The sequence below is a fragment of the Acinetobacter sp. CFCC 11171 genome, assembly GCF_003268405.1.
GTDB lineage: Bacteria > Pseudomonadota > Gammaproteobacteria > Pseudomonadales > Moraxellaceae > Acinetobacter > Acinetobacter amyesii.
Genome location: NZ_LQXP01000006.1, coordinates 51,587 through 76,838, shown reverse-complemented (window position 1 = coordinate 76,838; position 25,252 = coordinate 51,587). Strand labels below are relative to the sequence as shown.

Sequence of the window (25,252 nt, the reverse complement as noted above, 5' to 3'; positions counted from 1 at the left end):
TATTATCTATGAAAATTGTTCAGTGATATGTTTCGCTATTTTTTCAGCCCATAACTGATAAATTTCTTTACTCGGGTGAAAGCCGTCTTTGGCCATTTTTAAATTTTTTTCACGATACTCGTGTAAATCGTATTGAATTAATCGCATATTCGCTTGAGTATTAACATAATTTTTTAAAATCGCATTCATCTTTTGCGAATATTGTCCAAACAACCATGACAATGGAAACGGTAAAGCTGGAAACGCATCCATTGGTGGCACACCTGAAATGATCAATAGCTGTGGATGAAACCTTTCCTCGACAGCTTGATATAAACGCTGCTGGAGCTTCAACCATTGGTCTGGCTGTTTTAATGCTGTGACATCATTGACACCAACAGAACTGATCACGACATCAAAGTTCTGCTTTGCGACATTATCCAAAGCATTGATGATTTGCTGGCTGTTATGTCCTGTTGTGGCTTCAAGGCAATAATGAACTTGATAATCAGGCGATAAAATTTTAAGCAATTGTCCCAATAGCGCATCCGACTGATGCTCGACGCCGACACCTGCTGCTGCTGAATCACCTAGTATTAATACCGATAATGGTCTATTACCCTGACCACTCATCCCACAACGTTCTCCCATCGGTTCTGCTAAACGTGGGGTATTTTTTTTCACACGGTAACCTTGGATCAATAATGCAGGTAACAGCAGCAGTGTTGATACTTTGAGTAGCATAATATTTAGCAATGATTGAGAGCTTGTCGACTGCATTATTTTAATTATTTTAAAAAACAAAGCATTGACTCTATTGTTATTTTTCTACATTTTCTTTTTTTAAAAGCACCATTCTGCGGCATATTGCTAGTTTTTTATATTAATAATGATTATCATTTATCTAATTTCATTCTACCTATTTTATTATTTCAATGAAAAAACTTTCCCTACTTTTTTTGGCTTGTTCTATGAGCTTTGCTGTTTCTTCTGCTTTTGCCCAAACTCAAAACTTACCCGCTTCAACCGATACAACAGAAAAAAAACATTTCCCTTATGCTGCTGCATGTGAAGATGTCAAAGCGCAAAGCCAAATATTATTAAACCTACAACATCAGTTAAATCAAAATCCAAAACAACATGCTCAAATTCGTGAAGATTTTTGGAAGCGTGTAGAGCTTATAGGTACACCAATCATTGAAAACTATGATGAACAACATAGCCGCATAGTTTTCTTATGGAAAGGTGCGCAGCATAATGTTCGCCTTATTGGTGGCCCAAGTAATGACCATGAATGGTTAACACGCCTACCAAATACCGATATTTGGTTTAAAGAATCGATTATTGATCATCGTTATATTGGCAGTTATAGCTTTGCTGTCGATTTACCGAACTTAGAAGGCTATCTGTCAAATTATTGTCCGCATCTGAATCCAAAACTTAAAGAATCAAGAATGCAGCGTCGTGCTGTGATACAGGTACAACGGATTGATCCTTTCAATAAAAAGACTTATCTCGCAAGTGATGACACATCAGGCTTGCGTAATGAAAATTTAGTGGCGCTTAAAGATGCCCCGTCTTTTATTGATCCAAAACAATATCCAAATGTGCACCAGCCCCAATTACAAGAGTTTGTTCTAGACAGCAAAATTTTGAATAACTCACGTAAAATCCAAATTTACCAATCTAAAGCTAAGAAAAATCAAAGCTATATCACCGCTATATTTTTTGATGGTCAGCAATATAACGAGTTGCTGAATGTTCCAAAGGCATTAGATATATTAGTTGAGCAAGGTCAGTTACCGCCAATTCAAGCCATTTTTGTTTCTCCACCGAACGATCAGGAACGACCGAAAGAATTAACACCAAATACTAAATTTTCAGCATTTTTTAGTGATGACTGATGCCTTGGATTCAAAAAAATGCACCTGCAAAAGTCGATTCGAAGAAAACGGTACTACTTGGGTCAAGTCTTGGCGGTTTAAGTTCAGCTTATTTAGCCTTAGAAAATCCAAATCAAATTAGTCATGTCGTACCGTTATCTGGATCATTTTGGTGGCATAATGCGCCGACAGACCTCCCTAATGGCATGAGTAAAATCATTCGTGATAAAACCTCACCACCTAAACAGCATTGGTTTATTACTGCCAATAGTTATGAAAGCTCTCGAAATAATAATGAACTGAGTATTTTAGAGACTTCACCTATTGTTGCAGCCGATTTAAAAAATAAAGGTCATGATGTGCATTACCAATCATATATCGGCGGACATTCCTACGCGGTATGGCAAGTTGCCTTGCAAGATGCGCTCAAGCATTTTTTTGCACACAAGTAATTTATAAAAGTTTAGATCATAAAAAAACCCTCAATTGAGGGCTTTTTTTGAAGCTAGTACTGATTTAATTCCAGCGATTTATGCGTTTAAAGGTTCCAAAATCATTGAAACGTACACCAACCTCACGCATGACTTGGTGTGCAGTTTTTGCGGTTAGATGACGAATATAAAACGGCTCTTTGACCACAAAATGGTGGATGGCATGGGTCGAACCAAAGTTAAAGCAAAATAATTGCATTGGGAACAACCACCACGGATTTAACACCTGAGTTTGTTTAATGACATCGCGTGGGTCAATATCACCATAATAATGCATATTTGAGCTGATAAATTGTAAGCAGAAAGAACGTATAAAGTTCGGAATAATCCAAATCACAGCTAAAAAATTAATCGTCGGAATTAATTTCACTAAATTGACTGACCAACTAATACTTTGTCCTAACATTGGAGCAATACCATTCACCACATGATAAATGACAAATACATACCAAATGCCGTAATAAACAAAACTTAAAGGGAAAAATCCAGTCAATTGAGAGAAGAATGCCGTTTTACGTTCTTTTTCAGGTTGTTTTTCAATGAATGTCCTAATCATCTTGAACATTTGAAATGGGCGCAAATAAACCGTCATCAATTGATCGCTAATGACCAATATACGACGTAAACCCCACGGCATGCCATTACTAATGCCCCGTTCTTCCAAATCGTATTCTGAACCTGAATATTTATGGTGGTTGAGATGCAAACGACGACGTGCCCAAGGACTAATGGTATTCGGACGTGCTAACCACACCAAGGCCAACATGAGATGGTGAGCCCACGGCGTCTTTTTAAAGTACATATAATGAATCAGGTCATGTTCTAATTCATGTGTCAGTGAAGCAAACATCGCCACCAAAATCACACAAGCCCATGCCGGTAAAATGCCAACAGCAAACGCCCAAGCTGAACCCAACATTCCTAGTAGCGCAAAAATAAGGATGGCTGCGCCTATAAAGTTTTGATGTTTTAAAATGGGATATTGCTGACGTAAGTCTTCACCAGCTTTCGTTACGACAGTTCTGACTTTGTTAATTCGCTGTTGATCTGTCATATCGGAAGACATAGACATAGTACAAACCTAAAAATTAATGAACAGTTGTACATTAAAGCAAATTAAAAAAAAGGAAATCGCTATTTTGAGAACAAATCATCGTCTGTTCAAATATTCAACATTTTATTTATTTTCAATATCTTATTTATAAATAATCTGAGTATTTACTCCATTTTTTCTTTGCAAAATCGGCTGCTTTTTATGTCTTTTCATCACAGGTTTTATGTATTCCTTTTTAGCCTACAGAGGATGACGAATATCACTTGAGAATAATAAAGCCCCAAAATTGGAGCTTTATTATTGCATAAAGGTTTAACCCAATTTATTCACGATCTTCAACGGCAATACTTTCATCGCAAGACCTAAAGGCAACCAAGGCCATTGTGGTACATAAGCTTTAACTGGTGCTTTCTCAATGGCTTTTGCTAAAAGATGTGAACCCGTTTTTTCATCGACTTCAAATGGTAGTTTTTTCGCACCTTCATTGATCTCCGTACGAATATAACCAGGGAAAATAGTCGTCACTTTAATTGGGGTATCAATCAGCTCTGCACGAATACCTTCAGCTAGAGCAGCAACACCTGCTTTACTTGCACCATAAGCCGTTAAATGTTTAGGCATACCACGCATAGCACTCATCGACGAAATCACCACCAAATGCCCTGCATTTTGGCTACGGAAAATTTCAACCGCAGCTTCGCATTGCGCCAAAGCAGAGATAAAGTTGGTTTCAACTGTGGCACGGTTAATTTCAAAATTACCTTTACCAATACGACGACCTTCACCGACACCTGCGTTGACAATAACACGGTCAATACTGCCAAAATCTGCTTTAAAGGCACGGAATACTTCAAACACTTGATCATAATTTGTGACATCGAGGGTTTTCGCAATCACTTTGATGCCATATTGGCTTTCCAATTCCTGTTTTAGTGTTTCTAGACGCTCTAAACGACGTGCGCAAATAGCTAAGTTGTAGCCTTTTTGTGCAAACTCGCGTGCCATTCCTGCACCAATCCCTGAGCTTGCACCTGTAATTAAAATTGTTTTAGCCATGATAATTCCTTTGTTTATCTTAGATCCAAGTCAATAAATTTGGATCAACTGCTTTTATAAAATGGTGTTCATTTAAACTGAGTAATTGCGGTTCATTTCCAACCAAACGCAGTGTTGTCATACTGGTATTGGCAATGGCCCAATTAAGTGCAAATGTTTTTTCAGGACTCAGCCCTAAAATTTTACCGACTGCAACGGAGATCACTCCACCTGAACTAAACACAACGGCATAACGCGGTTTGGTTTCAGCCAGTTGAGTGCATAACTTTTCTAGCGCTGTTTCGACTCGATTTTTAAAATGTGGCCAAGATTCATCGTATTCATGATGAAATTCTCCGCCTGTCCAACGTTCAATGGCACCTTCAAAAATTTTAGATAAATAAGCACGTGGGTTTTCATGCTTAGATACATCTTCTTTTAATAAATGCGGCTGGTTAAATCGAGGTTCATATTGTGCAAAAACTTGCTGATGATTAAATTCATTCCACGCGTTATCTGTATCAACTTGTGCTTCTGGAAAGCATTCAGCCAATGCAAGATTGGCTGTTTGTTGATGACGTTGCATGGAGCCCGCAACCACATAAGGACTTTCTTTTAAAATACGGTCGAAATACTGTCCCAGCACCTTAGCCTGTAGCTCACCGTTGGGAGAAAGCTTGTCATAGCTTTCCGCACCAAAAGAAGCCTGACCGTGCCGAATTAAATATATCGTGGTCATTTCCCTAAAATATCCTTCATTTTTTCAATATATTTTTGTGCCACGTCATTGGCTTCAAGTTTTTGCAAACCAATAAGTTTTAAGGCACGAATATGCAAAGCATGGATCACAATCCAAAAATCTTTAAATGCCGGATTATTGGTTTGCTTGTGGTAAAAGCGATAATAAATTTGCTGCGCAATCACGGCTAAACGGAAAATGCCGAACACTTCATAAAAGGTCCAATTGTCCGTTTTAAGACCAGTTTTTTCTAAGTAATATTCAACGACTTCTTTACGGCTAAACATGCCTTTCAGGTTGGTCGGTTGACGGCGTGTGGCTTTAAAAATCGCGTTATCACCACTTTCAACCCAATACGCCAAAGCCGAACCTAAGTCCATCAATGGATCGCCTAATGTTGCCATTTCCCAATCCAATACACCAATCACTTGGGTAGGATCATTTGGATCTAATATCACGTTATCAAAACGCCAATCGTTATGAATTACACAGGTTTTAGAGTCAGCAGGAATATTGTCTTTGAGCCAATTACGGACATATTTAAAAGAAGGAACATTTAAGGTTTTGGCTTTTTCATAGCGTGCGTCCCAACCTTCCACTTGACGACGACAGTATCCGTCGCCCTTGCCTATTTTTTCTAAAGAAGTGCCTTCATAAGGCACTTGATGCAGCTCAACGAGTTTATCAATCACATTGATGCATAATTCGCGAACTTGGCTTTCATCAAAATTAATTTCTTTGGGTAAGTTTGCACGTGGAATGATACCTTCTACGCGTTTCATTACATAGAAATCACAGCCAATCACTGATTCGTCCTGACATAGTGCCACCATCTCAGGGAGTACAGGATAAAATTCAGATAATGCCTTCTGAACGTTATACTCACGTGCCATATCATGTGCAGACTTGGCTTTGGTGCCTTTCGGTGGACGACGTAAAATTAAATCAGCATTGTCGTATTTTAAGCGATAAGTCCAATTTGATGCGCCACCTGAATATTGAGTGACTTCAACAGGCCCTTCTATTTCAACGCCATGTTCAATCAACCAATTTCCTACAGCACGTACATCCAGTTCTTCACCCTCACGAACTGAACCGCCTACATCGATCACTGACATGCTTTTCTTCCTAAACTTGAATCTATCATGATGATAAAAATATAATTTTCTATAGTTTTATAGCATGGACAACTCAGGGTTGCCATGCCAAATATGTGACTACAACTTGTTTATTTTTTACGGCGGCTGCTGTAACCGCGCTTTGCCAATTCTAATTTAGCAATCATACCTTTATGCACTTCATCAGGGCCATCAGCTAGACGCAGTGAACGTGCTTGCGCAAAGAAACCTGTGAGCGGTGTATCTCGAGAAACCCCAGCACCACCGTGGATTTGAATCGCCATATCGACAACTTTTTCTAAGACACTCGGCGCAACTACTTTAATTGCAGAAATCTCGGTTAATGCAGCCATATTCCCTAGAGTATCCATTTTATATGCTGCATAAAGAGTCAGTAAACGTGCCTGATCAATCGCAACACGTGCTTCTGCTACGCGTTCTAAATTGCCACCGAGTTTTAAAATTTCTTTACCAAAAGCAGTACGGCTCATACCGCGGTCAATCATCAGTTCTAGCGATTTTTCGGCAGCACCAATACAACGCATACAATGATGAATACGGCCTGGGCCTAAACGACCTTGTGCAATTTCAAAACCTTGACCAGCGCCGCCAATGAAGTTTGCAACAGGAACACGAACATTTGTGAAGCTAATTTCACCATGTCCATGTGGCGCATCATAGTCGCCAAACACAGGTAACATACGTTCGATTTTGACTCCAGCAGTTTCAACAGGTACTAAAACCATAGAATGCTGATGATGACGGTCTTTGCTTTCATCTGGTGTATGCGCCATAAAAATAATGATTTTGGCATTAGGATCACCTAAACCTGAAGACCACCACTTACGGCCATTCAATACAATTTCGTCGCCTTCAACGACAGCCGTAGCTTCCATATTGGTGGCATCACTTGAAGCAACAGCAGGTTCTGTCATACAAAATACCGAACGGATTTTGCCGTCTAGTAATGGTGTTAACCATTGCTGCTTTTGTTCTTCGGTACCATAACGCCAAATCACTTCCATATTGCCGCTGTCAGGTGCATTGCAATTGAATACCGTAGGTGCAAGTAAGCTACGGCCTGAAAGTTCTGCGATGTGTGCATATTCTTGTACAGATAAGCCTTGCCCAAGTTCAGAACAAGGTAAGAACATATTCCATAAGCCCGCAGCTTTGGCTTTATCTTTTAAGACCTCTAACTGTGCCGGCCATTGCCATTTGGTCCAATCGCCACCTTGGTTCAGCTCATGAACTTCTGCCCAAAACTCAGTTTCTACAGGCTCAATTTCATCTTTAATAAATTTTTTTGTTCTTTCAATATAATCTTGTGCACGTGCAGAAAGTTCAAACATGACAACATCCTTTAAATATTATGTTCTTTACGCTTTACAACACCATAACCTGAAATCTAACATGAACAAAATGATTTAATTCAATAGATGAACATGAATAGTATTCATAAAAATACCGTCATCGATATGGGTGTTTTCCACCGTATGGATATCAATTTATATCCACTTTATATCGCAATTTATGAACAAAAAAGCATTTCAAAAGCTGCAAAAATTTTGTGTATTACTCAGTCTGCAGCGAGTCATGCACTTCAACGGTTAAGACAACATTTACAAGATGACTTATTTGTACGTGCTGGAGCAAAAATGCTTCCTACGCCATTTGCCGAGCAGATTTATCCTGTAATTAAAAATGCGCTTATTGCGATTCAAAGTATTTCTATCCAAAAACAACAATTTACTCCTTCAATGGTACAGAGCTTGAAAATTGCGGTACATGATGAAATTGAACCGATCATTTTTCCCAAGTTAGTTGAACACTTTCAACAGCAACAGTTTCAGATCCAATTTTCCAGTATCAAATTAGATCGCAAAACCATTGTGGCTGACCTTGCTGCACAGCAAATTGATTTTGCGATTGACCTTGAGCAAAACTTTGGTGAAAAGATTAATTTTCAAACCTTAGTTGAAGACCAATTCGTGGTTTGTAGTCAACATCCCAAAATGGATGAACATATTTATCTTTCGGCTCCTCATATTGGGGTTTCTTCCCGACGTGCAGGTGTATTAGTCGAGGATATTTATTTAAATCGTAAAAAACACTCTAGAGAGATTTTTTTACGCTGTCAGCATTACTCTACTGCGCTACAAATGTTGGCACAGCAGCCCAAGGCGATATTGACGATTCCGCAAAATATTTTGACGCATTTACAGGTTGCTCCCGAACTGAATATTTTTGATGTACCTGTAGACTTGCCGAAAATTAAATTAGGGATGTATTGGCATAATGATTTGGAATTAAATTCACGGCATGTCTTTTTGCGAAGCGAAATTTCTAAAATATTTGCTTAGGCTATTTTTTATGATGGTATATCAATTTGCTTAGGCTATTTAAATGGGTTTAGATTGAATTTTGCGTGATGAAACTTGCTGTATATTTATAGATCAAATGCTGATTATTTAATGTATTTTTAACTGACCGCCGGTTTATTCGACAGCCATAAATCATGAGTTCTTATAAAATCTAAATTCCTGTTTTTATGCGATATGAGCTCGTTCATATCATTTTGTATGCTTTCAAATCTCTCCGCGAATTGGCTCATGGCGTTAGGTGCAGTATTGTGCCTGATCACAGTCTATGTTCTCTATAAAGTCACTATATTCTTAAAGGATTTTTTTCAACCTTTTAAGAAAGGAAAATCTTACCTCTGCCGTGTATCCGATATTAGTGATGGCGATACCCTCACCTGCTATCGGATGAATCTGAGACGTTCTAAAACCAAACTTCGCTTTGCTTATGTGGATGCGCCAGAATCGACACAAGCTTACGGTAAAGAGTCAGCCCGCCTGATCAAATCCATGGTTTATAAGAAATTTATCCGCGTAAAAATCACTGATGTAGACCGTTATGGCCGCTGCGTTGGGGTTATTTATCGCTATCGTAAATGCATGAATGAAGAAATGGTAAAACGTGGTGCTGCGTGGGTGTACGAAGAATACATCCGTGACCAAAAGCATTTGCACTATATGATGAATTTACAAAGTAAAGCACGTAAACAAAAGAAAGGTTTGTGGAAAGCCAGTCGTCCAATGCGCCCTAAAGAGTATCGTAAATTACATAAATAACAGACCACATTACAGCATGGCTAAGGAATATTTGATGACTTAGCCATGTCTAATATTTGACCTTTTTTTACTTCGCTATACAATAATGCTGCCCTTTGGGGCATAGAAAATACATTAGATAATTAAAATTGGAATAATAATGACTGAACTTACTTCAAGCGAATTGAATCCGTTTCAACAAGATCAAAATATTCAGCCTCAAATTCAAAAAGCCGATCATCCACTGTCTCCTGAAGGACGTTTTGGCCGCCTGTCCTATTTAGCGTGGTTATTTATCATTAGTATGATTTATACCTGCCTATTGGGTATCAGCGTCGCGCTAGGTCTTTTTGCATTTTTCAATTCAGCAGAACGTAGTATTGAAGCACTTTTTAATTCATTCTTAGGACTCAGTGCGATCGCTCTCATTGTCGTTTCCATTATTGCAATGTTTGTCGCAATGATCTGCATTACGATTCGTCGTTTACATGATCTAAATAAAAGCGGTTGGCTCTGTTTAATTTTTCTCATCCCACTGGTCGGAACCATCTTTAGCATTTATGTGATGGCTGCAAAAGGCACCGAAGGTGAAAATAAATATGGCATAAAACGTCCAACGGAACAAACAGAGAAAGTTATTGGGTCATTGTATCTAATCCTGATGATTGTTTATTTATTGGTCATGATCCCATTGATGTTCAATATGCAAAGTATGATGAGCAATTTAGAACAAGCGCAATTACAAGAACAAGCAATGATGTCTGAAGGTGAACCTGAAGAATTAACAGATGAACAACTTGCGGCTTATTTAGAGCAAGCTGAATCAGAAGGTGAAGAATTTGCTTATGCAGATGGTGAAAGTGTAGAAATTTCAGAAAATGCAGACAGCTCAGCAGAAGATGCTGCAATTGCTGCTGCAGAAGCTTCTGTAGAATAAACTCGCATTGTTTAAGTTATCAATTCAACGATATGCATTGAACGATAAGCTTTAAATGAAATGTTATACAAAAAAACCTGTGTACGCGCAGTTTTTTTATACCTGTTTTTTATGCTTTGAGTTGTTCACTTGAATTGAAAATAAATTAGGCGTACAGTTGCGATAATTTAGTTACCCTAGTTAACTATCATGAATACCTCATTAGGTTTCCGCTCTTCACTTCTGCGCTGTGCGCGTCTCATAAGTGATGAAATCAACACGATTTTATTGCCCTATCAATTGAACTATTCGCTTTGGCAAGTCATGTTTGTCATCCGTGAAAAAACCGCTTGTACATCTATTGAAATGGCTGAATATTTAAACGTATCCAAGCCATCCATCACTAAGCGTGTCAAAATTCTTGCGCAGATGGATATTTTGAGTCATGTACAAACTAACGATAAACGTCAAAAGAAAATGATGCTCAGCGAGACTGGACGTGAGTTATTTCAGCAATGTGCAAAAGACATAGATGCCTTTGAGCAGCGCCTGATCGCGCCATTAGCTAGCCAAGATATCCAACACTCCATTCAAATTTTACACCGTCTCATGCAAGAACTTGAACAAAGCACTGTAGGTGATGATCATGCAAGATAAAGCACCACTTTGGACTCGAAATTTTATTTTAGTCAGCGCCATTAACTTCCAATTGGTTTTAACCTTTTATCTCTTGGTTGTGGTGATCGTGGGCTATGCGGTGGCTGAATTGGGTGCGACAACTGCTCAAGCCGGTTTAGTTTCAGGCTTGTTCATTGTCGGCACATTGGTCGGGCGTTTATTGGTAGGCAAATTCCTAGAACGCTTTGGACGTAAAACGACACTGATCGTTGGTTTAATTGGCTTTTTAATTTTTTCTGGTTTTTACTTCATTCAGTCTGGCGTCGGCATGTTGCTCTTCATACGCTTTATGCATGGCTTTATGATGGGTATGGCATCAACAGTGCTGGGTACCTTAATTGCCCAAATCTTACCAGCGACACGTCGCGGTGAAGGCATTGGCTACTACAGCATGAGTAGTACTTTAGGTACAGCTATTGGGCCATTTCTTGCCATTTGGATGATGTTACACATTGGTTATCACGCGATTTTTATCGTTTCTACGATTATCGCATTGAGCTGCCTATTGGTTGCCTTGCTGATTCAAGTGCCCGATTTACCCAAAATCAATAAACCCTTCGATACTGTTGAAGCCGTCAAAAAACCGAGTTGGATTGCTCAATTTGTAGAACCTAAAGCATTACCGATATCATTCATCATGCTTTTCGCTTCAATCTGCTATTCAGGTGTTTTATCTTTCATTAACTTCTATGCCAAAGAAATCGATTTGGCTGAAACAGCCTCGTTTTTCTTTTTGATGTATGCCATTGCGATTTTAATTTCTCGCCCATTTACAGGCCCGTTGATGGATCGTAAAGGTGAAAATATTGTGATCTACCCTGCTTTTGTGATTATGGGCGTAGCATTGGTACTGCTCAGTATCACACAGAGTTCATGGATGCTTTTACTTTGTGCCGGCTTACTTGGACTCGGTTATGGCAATATTCAGTCGGTCTGCCAAACAGTTGCCGTGAAAAGTGCACCGCTTGAACGTATGGGCTTTGCCACTTCGACTTTCTTTATATTTTTGGATGCAGGCTTAGGCTTTGGACCATACTTTATCGGTAAATTGCTCGACCATATTGGTTACTCACAATTGTATTTGTATAGCGCATTTGCTGCCTTTGCATGTATTGGTGCTTACTACATTTTACATGGTCGTTATACCGTTCGAACGGCTTAAACTATAACTAAACATCAAATCGTCGGCTGAAACGTCGACGATATTCTAAGGGGCTCAGCCCCGTTTTTTTTTGAAATAACCGTCGAAATGAGCTTGGGTCACTATAGCCAACCTCTCGCATAATCAGATCTAAAGCGTGTCCCGTTTCTTCTAAACGCTTTCGTGCAGCTTCTATCCGTATTGATTGTAAGTATTGATTGGGAGGAATATCCAAAGCCGTTTTAAAATGTCGAATCAATGTCCTCGTTGTCACATTAAACTGCGCCGCAAGATCATCTAAGACAATATTTTCATGATAATGCTGTTCTAACCAATCTTGAACTTTTTGCACCAAACCATCCTGATGCGGTTTAGATATTTTCAATAATGAATAGGACAACTGACTATCACGACGATAATCCAATACAAATGATTTTGCCGTGTGGATTGCCGTTTCAAAACCATAAAAACGTTCTATCAGGTGCAGTCCCAAATCAAACCATGCTAAGCCACCTCCAGCACAGTAAATATTTTGATCATGGCTAATGAGCTGATCTGCGTTCAGTTTGACCAAAGGATAGCGTTCACGAAACATTTGCTGAAAGCCCCAATGCGTCGTTGCCTGCTTACCATCTAAAAGCCCTGCTTCTGCCAGAAAAAAATTACCCGTACAATTTCCTGCGATCAGTCCGCTCTGCAATTGCCGAGTTTTTAATAACTCGATTAGTGCTGAATTTTGCGCTAAAGCATCTAAGATCGGCGCGCCTATCGTTGGAACAATGATGATATCTGCATCTGTTATTTCAGAAAATGCTAAATCTGCATAAAGCTTGATGCCATTGATACATTGCACTGCTTGACCATGTTGTGAGGCAATTTTAACCTGAAATAGCCGCTGCACATTTTGTTTTTGAATCCGGTTCCAACTGACTCCCGCCATTGCAAATAGATCAACAACCCCTGTAATCGCAGAAGCCAAAGCACCATCAAAGGCTAAAATTATGATTTTCTTCATTTAAATTTCAAATTATCAAATGTCATTTTTGACTTATTAAGTGTCATTATTGACAATTCTATATCTAAAAATCAACTGCTAGGCTTAAGCCATAAAATTCGACCCGATTAGAGATTGATCAATGGCGCAGTTAATCAATGACAAAGATTTAAATTTTTTGCTATTTGACGTGTTTAAAGCGCAAGACTTAACGCATTACCCACGTTTTGCTGAGCATGATGCTGAAACCTTCAAAAGCATCCTAGAAACTGCACAAGGTATTGCTCAAGACTTTTTTGCACCCCATAACGCAACAGCCGATCAAAACGAACCTACGTTTGATGGTCAACAGGTTAAAACCATTGCTGAAGTCAAAACGGCATGGAAGCAATTTGCAGATGCCGGCTTGCTTTGTGCGCAGCATGATTATGATGCAGGCGGTATGCAACTTCCGACTTTAATTAACATGGCTGTAAATGCTTATTTCATGTCAGCAAATCCTTCATCAGTGGCTTATTCATTTCTAACCGCTGCGGCTGCAAATGTGATTCAAGCTTTCGGTACGACTGAACAAAAAGATAGGTTTGTATCGCATATGTTCAGTGGTCGCTTTGCAGGAACGATGGCTATGACTGAACCTGATGTGGGTTCATCTTTAGGTGATTTGACTACAAAAGCTATACCGCAAGCCGATGGTACCTACCTCATCAAAGGCCAAAAGATGTTTATTTCAGGGGGTGACCAAGATATCACTGAAAATATCGTCCATTTGGTCCTTGCTCGGATACAAGACGCACCTCAGGGCGTAAAAGGTATATCTCTGTTTATTGTTCCGAAGTTTAAAACCCTGAGCGATGGTTCACTTGCAGGCGCCAATGACGTTCAACTGGCTGGCTTATTACATAAAATGGGCTACCGAGGTACAACATCGACTGTGCTGAGCTTTGGTGAAAAAGATCAATGTACTGGCTATCTGATTGGTGAAGCAGGTGCTGGTCTTAAATATATGTTTAAGATGATGAATGAAGCACGAGTCGGTGTCGGCTTAGGTGCAGCCATGATTGGATACCGTGGCTATTTAGAGTCACTCGAATATGCCAAAAACCGCCCACAAGGTCGCATAGTATCAGATAAAAATCCTGCCGCTAAACCTGTCAATATCATTCAACATACAGATGTTAAACGGATGCTTTTGGCACAAAAATCCTATGTGGAAGGCGCACTTGCATTATGCCTATTTGCTGCACGTTTAATTGATGAACATCAAGCCGCTAACAATGAAGACAGCGCGTTGTTATTAGATTTGATTATCCCTGTCGTCAAATCATTCCCTTCTGCCTATGGTCCAAAAGCCAATGATTTAGCCATCCAAGTTTTAGGTGGTGCGGGCTATACTCGTGAGTATCCGCTTGAACAATGTTATCGCGACAACCGCTTAAATCCGATCCATGAAGGCACATTTGGCATTCAGTCTTTGGATTTGTTGGGTCGTAAGCTTTGGCAGCACAACAGTAAAGGTTTGATGCTGTTATTAGAACGTATGCAAAATACAATTGATCAAGCTCAACATGCTAAAACTCAGGCGCTTGCAGCAATTTTTTCAGCGCATTTAAACACGGTGAAGAAAACCACACAAAGTTTGGGACAAGTCCTCGCCCAAGGTCGTGTCGATCAGGCACTGGGAAATTCTGCGTTGTATCTAGACATGATGGGCAAAGTCATCATTTCATGGCTATGGCTTGAAATGGCTAATCAAGCCCTAGTGAAATTTGAACATTCCGATTTAGCTGAAGATCAACAATACTTAGCTGGTAAATTACAAGCCGCGCAATATTTTATCCGCTGGGAGTTACCTGAAATAGAACATCAAGCCAAGTTATTGCTAGAACTTGATGATACTTGCCTCAACATGCAAGAAAGTTGGTTCTAGTCACCCGTTTAGCTCAGTCCTCAATGGGCTAATCTGGACAAGGTTTTCACGGATGAAAATCTTGTCCAACCCTTTCTATTTCAATAAAAACTACAATAAAAAGAGGAACTTATTTTTCGTTCCTTTTTTATCAAAATTGAGTGCTATACGTTGCAATTATTGGAAGACTTTAAAACGAGCTGCATCATCCATATAGCCTTTTTCTTTCGCTTCACCTTCCACTGAACCAAAAACCAATTGAGCACGAAGTTTCCAATGCGCAGGAATGTCCCATTCAGCATGCACTTGTTCATCCACAATTGGGTTGTAATGCTGTAGTGATGCGCCTAAACCTTCGGTGTGTAACGCAGTCCAAGTCGCAAATTGGGCAATGGCAGTTGAGTGTTCTGCCCAAATTGGAAAGTTTTCTGCATAAGATGGAAACTGTGCTTGTAGACCACTGACCACATCTAAATCTTCAAAGAACAAAACCGTACCTAAACCTGCTGCAAAACTTGCCATTTTCGCCGTGGTCTTCGCAGCACTTGCTTCATCTTTTGCATAAGATTTTAATTTGTCAGCGACTAAGCCCCAAAATTTTTCGCTTTCACCATTAAATAAAATAACAGCACGAGAAGATTGTGAATTAAATGAAGACGGGCTTTGTTTAATCGCTGTTTGGATCAAATCAGTTAAATATTCTGTGCTTAGGCTTACATTGTCCCCAATAGCATAAATAGTGCGACGTTTGCTTATCAGGTCAATAAACTGATTTGACATATAAAATGATCCTTTAGAATATAATGTGCAGATGAGTCAGAAACATTTGGAATGATAAGTATCGCGACTTTCCAAATGTTGGAATGCTTCAGTTACTTGATGGGTCACTATGAAACAGTCACTTGTCGAAGTAAATCTGAAGTTCTGCTGTACATATAAAAAATCTCCTAAGCGGAGGATTTTTCGACTAAAACCTTATGAAGTTTAGAATTTTGCTTCTAGCACATTCGCTGACACTTTGTTTTTCCAAAGCTCACGTAAAGTCGGTAGATAGAATTTTTCACCTAGCTCAACCAACTCTGCATCAATCAAACCATGAACTTCGTGCATGAATAGATAATCCAGTTCAACAGTTTGTAATTTTGACTGTGCTTTTTTATATTCTTTGCGCTTTTGCTGAGCTTTTTTTACCAAGTTATCTGCATAAGCACGGTCTTTATATTGCGCAATAGCATTCAAACGCAGTTCGATTACGCCCCAACCACTGAGTAGTAATTTGAATTTTTCAAAATCTGCCGTTGTTGATTCCCAGCTCATTTCTTCTAGATTTTCATTCTCAGGCAAAACTGGTAGCAAAAGCTCCATAACACTTGGGAAAATCTTTTTAAAATTCAAAACAAATTTAACAGGATGCTCGCCCGGATAGTCTTTAAATTGAACGTTCTTTTGGACATCTGTCAAATAGATGGTGAGCATTGGGGGAAATCCTTAAATAAAACACTGTCTTGCAAATATTTATTCAAACAAATGTCAAATAGCAACGAAAACAGAAAAAGAAAGGCATTTTAACAAGTGTGCCAATGAATTCAAAGCCCAATCCTATGAATTACTTGCTTCATACTCCGGCCTTGCTGCATTTTGTTCGTTGCCCTATTTTTAAAAAACAGTCCTGTTTATATACATACATTTCAAGATGAATATGAATCCAAAGAATCTGTGTTAGGCAATAACTAGTTGAAAAATAATTCAATCATATATCCAATAAAAAGAGAAGCTAAGTATGAGTTAGCTTCTCTTTTTATTTTCAAACACTCTAGATGAATGATCTCAAAAAATTTATTTGGTATTGGGTGAAACCATTTGCTCAGGACGAACCACTTCATCAAATTGCTCTGCAGTGACTAAACCGAGTTCTACCGCAACTTGCTTTAGAGTTTTACCTTCTTTATATGCAGTTTTAGCAACTTTCGCAGCATTTTCATAACCAATTACAGGATTGAGTGCCGTAACTAACATTAATGAATCATGTAAGAAATGATCGATTTTTTCACGGTTTGGCTCAATGCCTACTGCACAGTGGTCATTAAAGCTATTACATGCATCGCCGAGGAGTTGAATAGATTGCAATAAGTTAAAGGCAATAACAGGCATAAACACGTTTAATTCAAAGTTACCCGATGCACCGGCAACATTAATGGTTGTGTCATTTCCAAGTACTTGAGCAACCACCATTGTCATGGCTTCACTTTGAGTTGGATTGACCTTACCTGGCATGATGCTTGAGCCTGGCTCATTTTCTGGAATGCGTAGCTCACCAAAACCACAACGTGGGCCACTGGCTAACCAACGCACATCATTAGCGATTTTATTTAAACTTGCAGCAAGTGTTTTTAACGCACCCGACGCGAATACAGCTGCATCACGTCCTGCAAGTGCTTCAAATTTATTGGGCGCAGTTACAAATGGCAGACCCGTTTGTTTCGCAAGTTCTGCTGCTGCTTTTACAGCATATTCAGGATGTGCGTTGAGACCTGTACCCACCGCTGTTCCGCCTAGTGGTAATTCATACAGCCCTTCTAAAGCTTGATTTAAACGCTTCAAACCATGATCGAGCTGTGAAACATAGCCGCTAAACTCTTGGCCTAATGTTAAAGGCGTTGCATCCTGTAAATGTGTACGGCCAATTTTAACAATATCTTTAAAATCGTTAGATTTTGCTTCTAAAGTATTACGCAGTTTCGTTACTGCAGGAATTAAAAGCTCATTGATTTGTAGACTTGCAGCCACATGAATTGCGGTTGGGAATGAATCGTTGGTCGATTGAGCACGATTGACATGATCATTGGGATGGACAGGTTTTTGTGAGCCCAACGGATTACCCAGTTTTTGATTGGCAATATTGGCAATTACCTCATTACAGTTCATGTTACTTTGCGTACCTGAACCAGTTTGCCAAACTACCAGTGGGAATTGTGCATCCCACTGCCCTGAGATCACTTCTTCGGCTGCATTAACGATATAACCAGAAAGTTCCTGAGGGATTTGACCCAATGCTGCGTTGGTGATCGCAGCTGATTTTTTCACGAGACCCATTGCACGAATCATTGGACGTGGTAAACGTTCACCACCAATTTTAAAGTTTTGCAAACTACGCTGTGTTTGTGCACCCCACATCGCATCGCTAGGTACTTCAACATCGCCCATTGTGTCATGTTCAATACGTGTTTGCATAAATGACCTCATATCCTTATCTATAAAACTTGAACGTCTGTGCAGAATCAAATTCTGCTGATAAATACAGTTTAGGTAACTTGCTTAGGTTTGTAAATAATAACCATTATCAATTATAAATGGTTTATTTGATAATCTTTATCGTGATTTTATAAGGAAAATCATACTCAATGATGATTTTTTCCAATACAAGACGAGTTAATTACCTCTTAATGTTTGTTGATAGAAACGCCATTCATCTTCTAGCATTTTCTTTAAATCTTGTTCAGGCTGCCAATCAAAAGTACTTTTCGCTTTCTGTGTACTTGCCCCAAGCTGGTCATATTCATGGCTGGGGTAAAAACTAGATTCGACCGTCTTAATCTCCGCCTGTGTCACTTCTGAAAGCGTATCTAATAGTTGCTGTATCGAAACCAACTCACCTGAAATATTAAAGGCCTCACAGGCGAATTGCTGCTGCGACAACCATTGCAAACATTGCCACACCGCCTTACAACAGTCGAGTACATGCAAGAAACTCCGTTCCACAGTACCATCTCCAGTTTTAGCTTGTTTGCGAAGTTCGATAAAATCTCGTTGTAAAGCCCCAACTTGCATCGCTAGTGGCACGATATTTTTTGGCAATGGCGCTACAAACTCACCTAAAACTGCATGCTCGAAAGCACCTGCGACGTTTCCTAAACGCAAAATCGCAATTTTCCACTCATTATCCGTACGTGCCGTATCCCGTATAATTTCTTCCACCATTTGTTGAGATTTCACATAGGGATTTGGATAGGTAAAATTGATTTCTGTGTCTTCTTTTAATTCTGCCGACGACTGACCATATACCGCTAAACTTGATAAATGGATCAGTGTTCGTACACCTGTTCGCTGCATGGCACGCAGCAAACTCATGATACAACTGACATTATCATTATAATATTCAAGTGGTTTAAGGACGGATTCTTCCAATGACTTAAAGCCTGCCGTATGAATGACAGCATCGACGGTATATTGTTCAAATACTTTATTGAGTGCGGGAGTATTGCGAATATCGAGTTTGACAAAAGGGACATACATGCCTGAAATAAATTCTAGTCGTTCAAGTGTTTGTAAATTTGCATTGGATAAATTATCCACAATAATGACTTCTTGACCTTGAGCCATTAAACTCAAGGCTATATGTGAGCCTATAAAGCCTAAACCACCAGTCACTAAAATCATTGTTTAGATACTCCTTATAGTTATCAAGCTTTTACAACTCTTTGGCATCATCTTGGTGTCGCCACCAACTTTTCTACAGATCTAAATTTTGAAACTTCGCCTCAGCATTTTTCATGAGCCGAACAATCTGCAAGAGCATTCTAGTTTTATCTTACTGCTTTAGAATTTTGACTGTGTTGCAGTTATGGATATTAACTGTATTTGATTTACGACAAATGACCTAGCTAACGATCAATTTTGAAGACATTACAAGTTTTCGTGGCATTTGAGTTGAAGGCTTTTTGAAGAAGATATTTAATAATAGTCGTACAACAAAGCATATTTCGCAGCAAAAAAAGTATTAGAAGTAATCTACTCTAATGAGCAAATGGAATTGAGCAGTCTGACTATTTTTGAGATGGAGAAGCAGGATGTGAACGCCAGATGAATCATCAGAAATATTCATCTGGCAGGATGTTGGCAATGTAACTATAGCAGCAGCAAAAGTTTGTAATCGCAAATATCTAGCAAACTTAATTTAGCGGATATAGCCTTTTTTAATCATGGCTGAGAATAGGAACTCGTAAACTTTTAAGATCATGCTCACCAAATAAGACCCATATTTTCGCCATAAAGACAGTCCAACAAAATTCAGCAAAACAGCAATGATCAACGCGCCTGCCATATCCATTGGATAATGCACACCCAAATAGACTCTCGACCACGCCACAAGAAAAGCGAAAGCTAGAAATACATAGCCGACAGCTTTTTGCTTTGAAAAAATATAAGAAAATGCAATCGTACTAAAAAACAGCATGTGATCACTCGGGAATGATCCATTCGGTGAATGTTCTATAATCGTGCGTCCAACGTCCAAGACAAAGGGTCTAGGATAATAAAAGAAACTTGAAATCACTTGGCTGATAAGAAAAGCGACGATAGTAAACACAGTAGCTTTAACGATTTGTTTTTTGGTGTCAAAATTGCCTTTAAACCAAGCCAAAAACATCAAAAGAATCACGATATAAAATAGATCATTGGCTATAAATATGGCGAAAGAAATGGTGAAATCCAAAGCATTATCCGAAGCATTGATTGAATTAAATAAACTTAAATTAAATTTCTCTATATTCATGAGTTGGTTTAAAAAATGAAAAGATCATAGCACTCTGTAAAATCAAAAATTGCGTTTTATTCATATAAAGATTATTCAGTATGTAACTGCACAGTTTATTTATGAAAAGTGTTGGCTTGAGGCTGAATCCCAAATAAACCAAAAGTTATATTTGAAGAAAAATTGGCAATGACTTCGCTGCCTAAATAAGCAAAACTTTGCAAATGTTCAGATCATTGAGTAAATCATTGTATACTAGCTTTTTCTTCTGAACTCAGAACAAACTGTCGATCTAGACCGTTTATTCATTTAGTGAATTTCGATGAGTATTTTATTACTAATTACCTCCTCACCTACTTCGATATTGGCTTGGCATGCTTTAGGTCTTGCACAAGCGTTGAAGCAAAAAGGCGAAAACTTTCGGGTTTTTTTCTATCAAGATGGTGTAAATGTGGCAAATGCTCTGCAATGGGTGCCAGATGATCAACGCAAACTCAGCAGTGAATGGCAAAAACTCGGCATTCGTTTACCTGTTTGCGTAAGTGCAGCGCTCGCACGTGGGATCACAGATCAGGAAAATGCTCAGCGTCATAATATTCAGCAACATAATCTAGCTGAGCAATTTGAACTTGTGGGCCTAGGCGAACTTGCCGATGCCGTACAAACTGCTGACCGTTTATTGCAATTCTAAAAATTTTATTGCCGCGCATTTGTAGCATTGAAAAGGAAAATTACGTGAAATCTGTACTGGTTGTTTTAACCCATGCAAATCTTGCAAGCTTACAAGTACATGAAAGTCTTTCTGCGACCATGGTGCTTGCAACCTTCGGTTGTAACGTAAAAGTGTTGCTCAAAGATGCTGCGCTGAGCCTACTTCAAGCCGAACAAGAGTTTAGTCAACTCAAGCATGCATTTAAACTCGCATCCAACATGGTTGATAGCTTTGAGTTTTATGATCTCACCCCGATTTATATTGAACAAAAAAATTCGCAGCATCCATTTGTGATCAACAGTGAGCAAGAGCTTGAGTTTGTTCAATTCAATACTGAATTAATTCAACAATTTGATCATGTGTTGTATTGGTAAAAGAGGAATGATGATGTCAAATTCTACGCTGTATTTAGTCCAAGCCAGCTATGCCAATACCCTACAGCACATCCAGCAGTTAGCCAGTTTAATCAACCCTGAAGATGCAATCATCCTAATGGGTGAAGCAGTCTTACATATTGCAGATGAACAAATTCAGCAATTTGGCACATGTTATGTACTTGAAAATGATGCTGAAATTTTAGGTAAAACTATGAATTATAGTCATATGAAAGTGATCGACTATGCCGCTTTTGCTGATCTATGCCTGAGATTTAAAAGATGTATTTCACTCAAATAATTTGAGTAAAAGCGACCTATTTTTACAATCTTCTCTTTTGGAATGAATATGAATCTTGAATTAGACCAAGATGGCCATTTGGTGGATTACACTATTTGGAATGAAGCTGTTGCCCAAGAACTGGCTAAAAGTTTAGAACTTGAGTTAAGCCCTTGGCATTTTGAAGTTTTACAAGCTGTACGACAGTTTTATCAACAGTTTGGTCACTCACCGGCAACTCGCCCACTCATTAAATTTTTAATGAAAACGGTGAGCGCTGATATTAATAATGCGGTGTTACAAGACAAATTTAACACGGGTTTGGTCGCTCGGCATTTAAGTCGTTTAGCGGGCATCCCTAAGCCTGCAAATTGTTTGTAATTTTAAAGCAATCTAAATACTGCTTAGGCTATTTTGGCTAAATAGATGCAAATCAGCATCTTGAAGAAAGCCATAAAACAGCTTAGGCAGGTTTTAATTGGTTGAGAGCGATGTAATAGGCTTGGGTAAATATCGGTTTGACCTGTTTGGCTTGGATCGGTTCAGCACAACATGAGCACACTAAAACCGGTTTAAATTTTTGCCCACATGCCTGATGCACATATTCAACTGGAGATCCCAAGCCCTGATCCATATATTGATCGGCCCAATGGGTCATAGCTAAAAGGATTGGATACAAGTCTAAGCCTTTTTGCGTCAGTCGATATTCAAAACGTTCCTGACGCTCGACATAAGCAACTTTGGTTAAAATACCTTCTTCAACCAAACGCTTTAATCGGTCAGATAACACATGACGCGTCACACCGAGATTTTGTTGAAAGTCATCAAAACGTCGAATGCCCATAAATGCATTACGGATAATCAACATGGTCCAACGATCCCCTAGCACTGAAAGTGCACGAGCGATTGAACACGGTTGTTGACCAATATCATCCCATTTCATTTTATGAACCATCAAAAATAACGACCAACACCCAATTTAATTCATGCCTGTTGATTTTGCAAAATCCTTTTCAATAATGTTTGATGTACAAATCATAAATCCACCATTGTTTCAACGTATTCATTTTATCTGCTTGATCTGTAAATGAACTAAAAATGTATTTTGTCTTTATTGTCCTCAATTATTTCTAGCCATGCACGCGTTGCGGGACTCATGGCAACAGTGGTATTCCAGGCCATACTGAGTTTCCAGTCTAGGTTTGGATTTTCTAATTCAGCCATATGGTATTTTGCCGCATCAAGTTGTTCACAATAAATTTTAGGCAGGAGTGCAATCCCGACATTTGAATCTACCATTTTGGCGATGAAGTCCCACTGGCTACTTTTACACACTACATTGGGCTCAAATCCGACGTAATTTGCCGCCTGTATAATGATGTCATTGAGTGTGAAGGTATCGTCATACAATAAAAAGGATTCTTCTTTTAATTCAATCAACGAAACGTTTTTTCGCTTACGCCACTGTGAGTTTTTTTTAGATAATAAACATAAAGGTGACTCCATCACTGGAATACCGCTCAACACCGGTTTCAAGTGACCCAAAATAATCCCGACATCGACCTGTTTTTTTAAAATAGCACTTTCAATACCCGTCGCACCTACCTCAAAAAAGCTCAGTTCAATATTCGGGTATTTTTTATGAAACAGCGCGATTAACTGACTAAACATCACCGATGCCAATGGCGGTAAACCTAGAGTCAATTTACCTTGTTTTAAGGCACGAACTTGGGTGACTGTATCAAGCATCCGTTGTTGTTCATTCAAAATCACTAAAGCATGCTGATAAATCTGCTCTCCCATATAGGTGAGATGTGCTTCCCTTTTTCGACCTGCTTCTCCTTTATGAAATAAAGGCACGCCGATCTCGTCTTCTAACTGACGAATTAATTTGCTAATGGTCGGCTGAGTGACAAAAAGCGCTTCAGCTGCATGACTGAAACTCTGTTTTTGCACGATGGTCACAAAGACTTTTAAGCTTTTAATGTCCATTATTATTCCATTCAAGCATAATTAATAATTAATTATTCATAATTATACAGGTTATGCACTTTTAAAATAGCGTCATCTCCTATTCTGCTGTTGTCTCATGGATACGTTTCCACAATCTACTTCCAAATTTACCCAGTTTCTTAAAACTTTAGCGCAGCTAAGTTTATTGATATTGATCTGGTGGATCGGCTCTTGCATTCAATCATGGTTTAACTTGCCGATCTCTGCTGGCGTGATTGGTTTATTGCTGCTATTAGCTGCATTGTTGAGTGGTTTATTTAAAATGCAGTGGGTCAAACAAGGCTCAGATTTTATTTTGGCTGAACTGGTTCTATTCTTTATCCCCTGTGTAGTTGGATTAATTAAATATCAAGATTTATTACTCAGCTCTGGCTGGCAGTTAATTTTAGCCGTGGTACTGGGTACCGTCTGTGTCATGGTGTTTACAGCATTTACGGTTTATTGGGGCTTTAAACTCGAGGCAAAACTTAAAGCGAAACACCAAACTGCGACAGATCATGATGTCAACACAGCAGGAAAAACCTTATGAACGATTTTGGGTTGAACAGCATCTCTGTATTGTTTTTCGTCCTGACCCTAATCGGTTATATTTTGGCGAAAAAGCTACATCGTAAGTTACCGTATATGGTTCTTTCCCCTGCACTATTGGTCCCATTTGTGCTGATTATACTCATGCTTTGCTTTCATATTTCATATGACACCTATATGCAAGAAAGCCAATGGATTGTATGGATGCTCGGCCCTGCCACTGTGGCCTTTGCTATTCCCATCTATGAATATCGACAAATTATCCGTCAGCATGCGCTGAGCATTAGTTTGGGCATCGTGATTGGTATGTTAGCAGGGATTATTAGTGCTTTTTACTTGGCACAGTTGTTTCAATTTGACCAAGAAACGTCTTATAGCTTAATGGCACGTTCCATTTCTACGCCCTTTGCCATGGAACTTACCTCGAATATTGGAGGTTCAGTCGAATTGGTGATTCTATTTACCATGATTACTGGGATTGCCGGCGTGGCTATGGCTGACCTAGTTTTGGCTGGGCTTAAATTGCATTCACGCTTTGCACAAGGTGCGGCTCTTGGCAATGCTGCACACGGATTTGGTACAAGTAAAGCATTATCACGTCATAAAGAAGAAGGTGTTGCAGCCTGCTTGAGCATGGTACTTGCTGGAGTATTTATGGTATTGCTTGGGCCATCGCTTATTCATTTAGTCATTTATCTATTGGGATAAATAAAAAGCCCAGTGCAGTCTCTGGGCTTTTTAAATGATGATTTAAAATGTTTC

At 39.1% G+C, this 25,252-nt stretch carries 28 protein-coding genes; 14 read left to right on the top strand and 14 right to left on the bottom strand.

Annotated elements, in window-relative coordinates:
- Window positions 1-6 precede the first annotated feature (6 nt).
- Window positions 7-723: an SGNH/GDSL hydrolase family protein gene (locus tag AVJ20_RS04855; RefSeq protein WP_111884353.1), complete on the bottom strand. Its 717-nt coding sequence runs from the start codon at window positions 721-723 to the stop codon at window positions 7-9.
- A 227-nt stretch (window positions 724-950) separates the two neighbouring features.
- Between AVJ20_RS04855 and AVJ20_RS04850 the strand changes: the two genes are divergently transcribed.
- Together AVJ20_RS04850 and AVJ20_RS18620 are read left to right on the top strand one after the other, a co-directional pair.
- Window positions 951-1,883 (top strand): enterochelin esterase domain-containing protein, encoded by a 933-nt coding sequence (locus AVJ20_RS04850; protein ID WP_228157157.1) that lies wholly within the window; start codon window positions 951-953, stop codon window positions 1,881-1,883.
- Complete coding sequence (locus AVJ20_RS18620) at window positions 1,883-2,314, top strand: alpha/beta hydrolase (RefSeq protein WP_228157156.1); 432 nt, start codon at window positions 1,883-1,885, stop codon at window positions 2,312-2,314. Before AVJ20_RS04850 ends, AVJ20_RS18620 begins: the two co-directional genes overlap by 1 nt.
- A gap of 64 nt (window positions 2,315-2,378) precedes the next feature.
- On the opposite strand, the gene AVJ20_RS04845 is transcribed toward AVJ20_RS18620, so the two are convergent.
- The 5 genes from AVJ20_RS04845 to AVJ20_RS04825 form a co-directional block, all read right to left on the bottom strand.
- A complete protein-coding gene (locus AVJ20_RS04845) occupies window positions 2,379-3,425 on the bottom strand; it encodes a fatty acid desaturase (RefSeq protein ID WP_111884352.1) in 1,047 nt (348 codons plus the stop codon).
- A gap of 294 nt (window positions 3,426-3,719) precedes the next feature.
- Window positions 3,720-4,463, bottom strand: a complete 744-nt coding sequence (locus AVJ20_RS04840; protein ID WP_078190968.1) for an SDR family oxidoreductase — start codon at window positions 4,461-4,463, stop codon at window positions 3,720-3,722.
- A gap of 19 nt (window positions 4,464-4,482) precedes the next feature.
- The gene (locus AVJ20_RS04835; RefSeq protein ID WP_111884351.1) at window positions 4,483-5,181 is read right to left on the bottom strand and encodes a histidine phosphatase family protein; all 699 of its coding nucleotides are present in this window, start codon (window positions 5,179-5,181) and stop codon (window positions 4,483-4,485) included.
- On the bottom strand, window positions 5,178-6,299 hold the full coding sequence (locus tag AVJ20_RS04830) for a phosphotransferase family protein (RefSeq protein WP_111884350.1): 1,122 nt from the start codon (window positions 6,297-6,299) through the stop codon (window positions 5,178-5,180). Before AVJ20_RS04830 ends, AVJ20_RS04835 begins: the two co-directional genes overlap by 4 nt.
- A 110-nt stretch (window positions 6,300-6,409) precedes the next feature.
- Complete coding sequence (locus AVJ20_RS04825; RefSeq protein WP_111884349.1) at window positions 6,410-7,651, bottom strand: acyl-CoA dehydrogenase family protein; 1,242 nt, start codon at window positions 7,649-7,651, stop codon at window positions 6,410-6,412.
- A 93-nt stretch (window positions 7,652-7,744) separates the two neighbouring features.
- Between AVJ20_RS04825 and AVJ20_RS04820 the strand changes: the two genes are divergently transcribed.
- From AVJ20_RS04820 to AVJ20_RS04800, 5 genes are all read left to right on the top strand, one after another.
- Entirely contained in the window at window positions 7,745-8,662 is a 918-nt protein-coding gene (locus AVJ20_RS04820; RefSeq protein ID WP_111884348.1) for a LysR family transcriptional regulator, read from the top strand.
- A 219-nt stretch (window positions 8,663-8,881) separates the two neighbouring features.
- Complete coding sequence (locus AVJ20_RS04815) at window positions 8,882-9,436, top strand: thermonuclease family protein (RefSeq protein ID WP_111884347.1); 555 nt, start codon at window positions 8,882-8,884, stop codon at window positions 9,434-9,436.
- Window positions 9,437-9,575: 139 nt separating this feature from the next.
- Window positions 9,576-10,352, top strand: a complete 777-nt coding sequence (locus AVJ20_RS04810; RefSeq protein WP_111884346.1) for a DUF805 domain-containing protein — start codon at window positions 9,576-9,578, stop codon at window positions 10,350-10,352.
- A gap of 189 nt (window positions 10,353-10,541) precedes the next feature.
- The gene (locus tag AVJ20_RS04805) at window positions 10,542-10,988 is read left to right on the top strand and encodes a MarR family winged helix-turn-helix transcriptional regulator (RefSeq protein ID WP_171319204.1); all 447 of its coding nucleotides are present in this window, start codon (window positions 10,542-10,544) and stop codon (window positions 10,986-10,988) included.
- Window positions 10,972-12,171 (top strand): MFS transporter, encoded by a 1,200-nt coding sequence (locus AVJ20_RS04800; protein ID WP_171319202.1) that lies wholly within the window; start codon window positions 10,972-10,974, stop codon window positions 12,169-12,171. The genes AVJ20_RS04805 and AVJ20_RS04800 overlap by 17 nt, the downstream gene beginning before the upstream one ends.
- Before the next feature lie 7 nt (window positions 12,172-12,178).
- Here AVJ20_RS04800 and AVJ20_RS04795 read toward each other — a convergent pair whose 3' ends face one another.
- Window positions 12,179-13,165: a GlxA family transcriptional regulator gene (locus tag AVJ20_RS04795; RefSeq protein ID WP_111884345.1), complete on the bottom strand. Its 987-nt coding sequence runs from the start codon at window positions 13,163-13,165 to the stop codon at window positions 12,179-12,181.
- 121 nt (window positions 13,166-13,286) lie between these two features.
- Here AVJ20_RS04795 and AVJ20_RS04790 point away from each other — a divergent pair, with 121 nt between their 5' ends.
- The gene (locus AVJ20_RS04790) at window positions 13,287-15,074 is read left to right on the top strand and encodes an acyl-CoA dehydrogenase (RefSeq protein ID WP_111884344.1); all 1,788 of its coding nucleotides are present in this window, start codon (window positions 13,287-13,289) and stop codon (window positions 15,072-15,074) included.
- A gap of 156 nt (window positions 15,075-15,230) precedes the next feature.
- On the opposite strand, the gene AVJ20_RS04785 is transcribed toward AVJ20_RS04790, so the two are convergent.
- The 5 genes from AVJ20_RS04785 to AVJ20_RS04765 all read right to left on the bottom strand — a co-directional run bounded on the left by AVJ20_RS04785 (window position 15,231) and on the right by AVJ20_RS04765 (window position 20,604).
- Entirely contained in the window at window positions 15,231-15,833 is a 603-nt protein-coding gene (locus AVJ20_RS04785) for a nitroreductase family protein (protein ID WP_111884343.1), read from the bottom strand.
- A 204-nt stretch (window positions 15,834-16,037) separates the two neighbouring features.
- Window positions 16,038-16,529, bottom strand: coding sequence for a hypothetical protein (locus AVJ20_RS04780; RefSeq protein ID WP_111884342.1), 492 nt, complete (start codon window positions 16,527-16,529; stop codon window positions 16,038-16,040).
- Between the two features lie 360 nt (window positions 16,530-16,889).
- A complete protein-coding gene (fumC, locus tag AVJ20_RS04775) occupies window positions 16,890-18,284 on the bottom strand; it encodes a class II fumarate hydratase (protein WP_111884341.1) in 1,395 nt (464 codons plus the stop codon).
- Window positions 18,285-18,482: 198 nt separating this feature from the next.
- Complete coding sequence (locus AVJ20_RS04770; RefSeq protein WP_111884340.1) at window positions 18,483-19,490, bottom strand: SDR family NAD(P)-dependent oxidoreductase; 1,008 nt, start codon at window positions 19,488-19,490, stop codon at window positions 18,483-18,485.
- Window positions 19,491-20,007: 517 nt separating this feature from the next.
- Entirely contained in the window at window positions 20,008-20,604 is a 597-nt protein-coding gene (locus AVJ20_RS04765; protein WP_111884339.1) for a phosphatase PAP2 family protein, read from the bottom strand.
- 301 nt (window positions 20,605-20,905) lie between these two features.
- Between AVJ20_RS04765 and tusD the strand changes: the two genes are divergently transcribed.
- From tusD to AVJ20_RS04745, 4 genes are read left to right on the top strand one after another with little or no spacing between them, the layout of a single operon-like run.
- Window positions 20,906-21,274, top strand: coding sequence for a sulfurtransferase complex subunit TusD (gene tusD / locus AVJ20_RS04760; RefSeq protein ID WP_111884338.1), 369 nt, complete (start codon window positions 20,906-20,908; stop codon window positions 21,272-21,274).
- 44 nt (window positions 21,275-21,318) lie between these two features.
- The gene (locus AVJ20_RS04755) at window positions 21,319-21,669 is read left to right on the top strand and encodes a hypothetical protein (protein ID WP_111884337.1); all 351 of its coding nucleotides are present in this window, start codon (window positions 21,319-21,321) and stop codon (window positions 21,667-21,669) included.
- Between the two features lie 13 nt (window positions 21,670-21,682).
- The gene (locus AVJ20_RS04750) at window positions 21,683-21,970 is read left to right on the top strand and encodes a DsrH/TusB family sulfur metabolism protein (protein ID WP_111884336.1); all 288 of its coding nucleotides are present in this window, start codon (window positions 21,683-21,685) and stop codon (window positions 21,968-21,970) included.
- A gap of 48 nt (window positions 21,971-22,018) precedes the next feature.
- Window positions 22,019-22,330, top strand: coding sequence for a TusE/DsrC/DsvC family sulfur relay protein (locus AVJ20_RS04745; RefSeq protein WP_111884335.1), 312 nt, complete (start codon window positions 22,019-22,021; stop codon window positions 22,328-22,330).
- A gap of 82 nt (window positions 22,331-22,412) precedes the next feature.
- Here the strand turns inward: AVJ20_RS04745 and AVJ20_RS04740 are convergent, their stop codons facing one another.
- Together AVJ20_RS04740 and AVJ20_RS04735 are read right to left on the bottom strand one after the other, a co-directional pair.
- Window positions 22,413-22,892: a winged helix-turn-helix transcriptional regulator gene (locus AVJ20_RS04740; RefSeq protein WP_078191046.1), complete on the bottom strand. Its 480-nt coding sequence runs from the start codon at window positions 22,890-22,892 to the stop codon at window positions 22,413-22,415.
- Between the two features lie 149 nt (window positions 22,893-23,041).
- Window positions 23,042-23,941 (bottom strand): LysR family transcriptional regulator, encoded by a 900-nt coding sequence (locus AVJ20_RS04735; RefSeq protein ID WP_111884334.1) that lies wholly within the window; start codon window positions 23,939-23,941, stop codon window positions 23,042-23,044.
- A gap of 97 nt (window positions 23,942-24,038) precedes the next feature.
- On the opposite strand from AVJ20_RS04735, the gene AVJ20_RS04730 reads away from it, so the two are divergent.
- Window positions 24,039-24,491 (top strand): CidA/LrgA family protein, encoded by a 453-nt coding sequence (locus AVJ20_RS04730; RefSeq protein ID WP_111884333.1) that lies wholly within the window; start codon window positions 24,039-24,041, stop codon window positions 24,489-24,491.
- Window positions 24,492-24,502: 11 nt separating this feature from the next.
- Window positions 24,503-25,198 carry an LrgB family protein gene (locus AVJ20_RS04725; protein ID WP_111884388.1) on the top strand — a complete coding sequence of 232 codons (696 nt, stop codon included), beginning with the start codon at window positions 24,503-24,505 and terminating at the stop codon, window positions 25,196-25,198.
- The last annotated feature ends 54 nt before the right edge of the window (window positions 25,199-25,252 follow it).

What these genes read in the sequence shown, in the direction of transcription:
- AVJ20_RS04855 (WP_111884353.1), bottom strand. Translation starts at nt 723, where the DNA reads ATGCTACTCAAAGTATCAACACTGCTGCTGTTACCTGCATTATTGATC.
- AVJ20_RS04850 (WP_228157157.1), top strand. Translation starts at nt 951, where the DNA reads ATGAGCTTTGCTGTTTCTTCTGCTTTTGCCCAAACTCAAAACTTACCC.
- AVJ20_RS18620 (WP_228157156.1), top strand. Translation starts at nt 1,883, where the DNA reads ATGCCTTGGATTCAAAAAAATGCACCTGCAAAAGTCGATTCGAAGAAA.
- AVJ20_RS04845 (WP_111884352.1), bottom strand. Translation starts at nt 3,425, where the DNA reads ATGTCTATGTCTTCCGATATGACAGATCAACAGCGAATTAACAAAGTC.
- AVJ20_RS04840 (WP_078190968.1), bottom strand. Translation starts at nt 4,463, where the DNA reads ATGGCTAAAACAATTTTAATTACAGGTGCAAGCTCAGGGATTGGTGCA.
- AVJ20_RS04835 (WP_111884351.1), bottom strand. Translation starts at nt 5,181, where the DNA reads ATGACCACGATATATTTAATTCGGCACGGTCAGGCTTCTTTTGGTGCG.
- AVJ20_RS04830 (WP_111884350.1), bottom strand. Translation starts at nt 6,299, where the DNA reads ATGTCAGTGATCGATGTAGGCGGTTCAGTTCGTGAGGGTGAAGAACTG.
- AVJ20_RS04825 (WP_111884349.1), bottom strand. Translation starts at nt 7,651, where the DNA reads ATGTTTGAACTTTCTGCACGTGCACAAGATTATATTGAAAGAACAAAA.
- AVJ20_RS04820 (WP_111884348.1), top strand. Translation starts at nt 7,745, where the DNA reads ATGAATAGTATTCATAAAAATACCGTCATCGATATGGGTGTTTTCCAC.
- AVJ20_RS04815 (WP_111884347.1), top strand. Translation starts at nt 8,882, where the DNA reads ATGCTTTCAAATCTCTCCGCGAATTGGCTCATGGCGTTAGGTGCAGTA.
- AVJ20_RS04810 (WP_111884346.1), top strand. Translation starts at nt 9,576, where the DNA reads ATGACTGAACTTACTTCAAGCGAATTGAATCCGTTTCAACAAGATCAA.
- AVJ20_RS04805 (WP_171319204.1), top strand. Translation starts at nt 10,542, where the DNA reads ATGAATACCTCATTAGGTTTCCGCTCTTCACTTCTGCGCTGTGCGCGT.
- AVJ20_RS04800 (WP_171319202.1), top strand. Translation starts at nt 10,972, where the DNA reads ATGATCATGCAAGATAAAGCACCACTTTGGACTCGAAATTTTATTTTA.
- AVJ20_RS04795 (WP_111884345.1), bottom strand. Translation starts at nt 13,165, where the DNA reads ATGAAGAAAATCATAATTTTAGCCTTTGATGGTGCTTTGGCTTCTGCG.
- AVJ20_RS04790 (WP_111884344.1), top strand. Translation starts at nt 13,287, where the DNA reads ATGGCGCAGTTAATCAATGACAAAGATTTAAATTTTTTGCTATTTGAC.
- AVJ20_RS04785 (WP_111884343.1), bottom strand. Translation starts at nt 15,833, where the DNA reads ATGTCAAATCAGTTTATTGACCTGATAAGCAAACGTCGCACTATTTAT.
- AVJ20_RS04780 (WP_111884342.1), bottom strand. Translation starts at nt 16,529, where the DNA reads ATGCTCACCATCTATTTGACAGATGTCCAAAAGAACGTTCAATTTAAA.
- fumC (WP_111884341.1), bottom strand. Translation starts at nt 18,284, where the DNA reads ATGCAAACACGTATTGAACATGACACAATGGGCGATGTTGAAGTACCT.
- AVJ20_RS04770 (WP_111884340.1), bottom strand. Translation starts at nt 19,490, where the DNA reads ATGATTTTAGTGACTGGTGGTTTAGGCTTTATAGGCTCACATATAGCC.
- AVJ20_RS04765 (WP_111884339.1), bottom strand. Translation starts at nt 20,604, where the DNA reads ATGAATATAGAGAAATTTAATTTAAGTTTATTTAATTCAATCAATGCT.
- tusD (WP_111884338.1), top strand. Translation starts at nt 20,906, where the DNA reads ATGAGTATTTTATTACTAATTACCTCCTCACCTACTTCGATATTGGCT.
- AVJ20_RS04750 (WP_111884336.1), top strand. Translation starts at nt 21,683, where the DNA reads ATGTCAAATTCTACGCTGTATTTAGTCCAAGCCAGCTATGCCAATACC.
- AVJ20_RS04745 (WP_111884335.1), top strand. Translation starts at nt 22,019, where the DNA reads ATGAATCTTGAATTAGACCAAGATGGCCATTTGGTGGATTACACTATT.
- AVJ20_RS04740 (WP_078191046.1), bottom strand. Translation starts at nt 22,892, where the DNA reads ATGAAATGGGATGATATTGGTCAACAACCGTGTTCAATCGCTCGTGCA.
- AVJ20_RS04735 (WP_111884334.1), bottom strand. Translation starts at nt 23,941, where the DNA reads ATGGACATTAAAAGCTTAAAAGTCTTTGTGACCATCGTGCAAAAACAG.
- AVJ20_RS04730 (WP_111884333.1), top strand. Translation starts at nt 24,039, where the DNA reads ATGGATACGTTTCCACAATCTACTTCCAAATTTACCCAGTTTCTTAAA.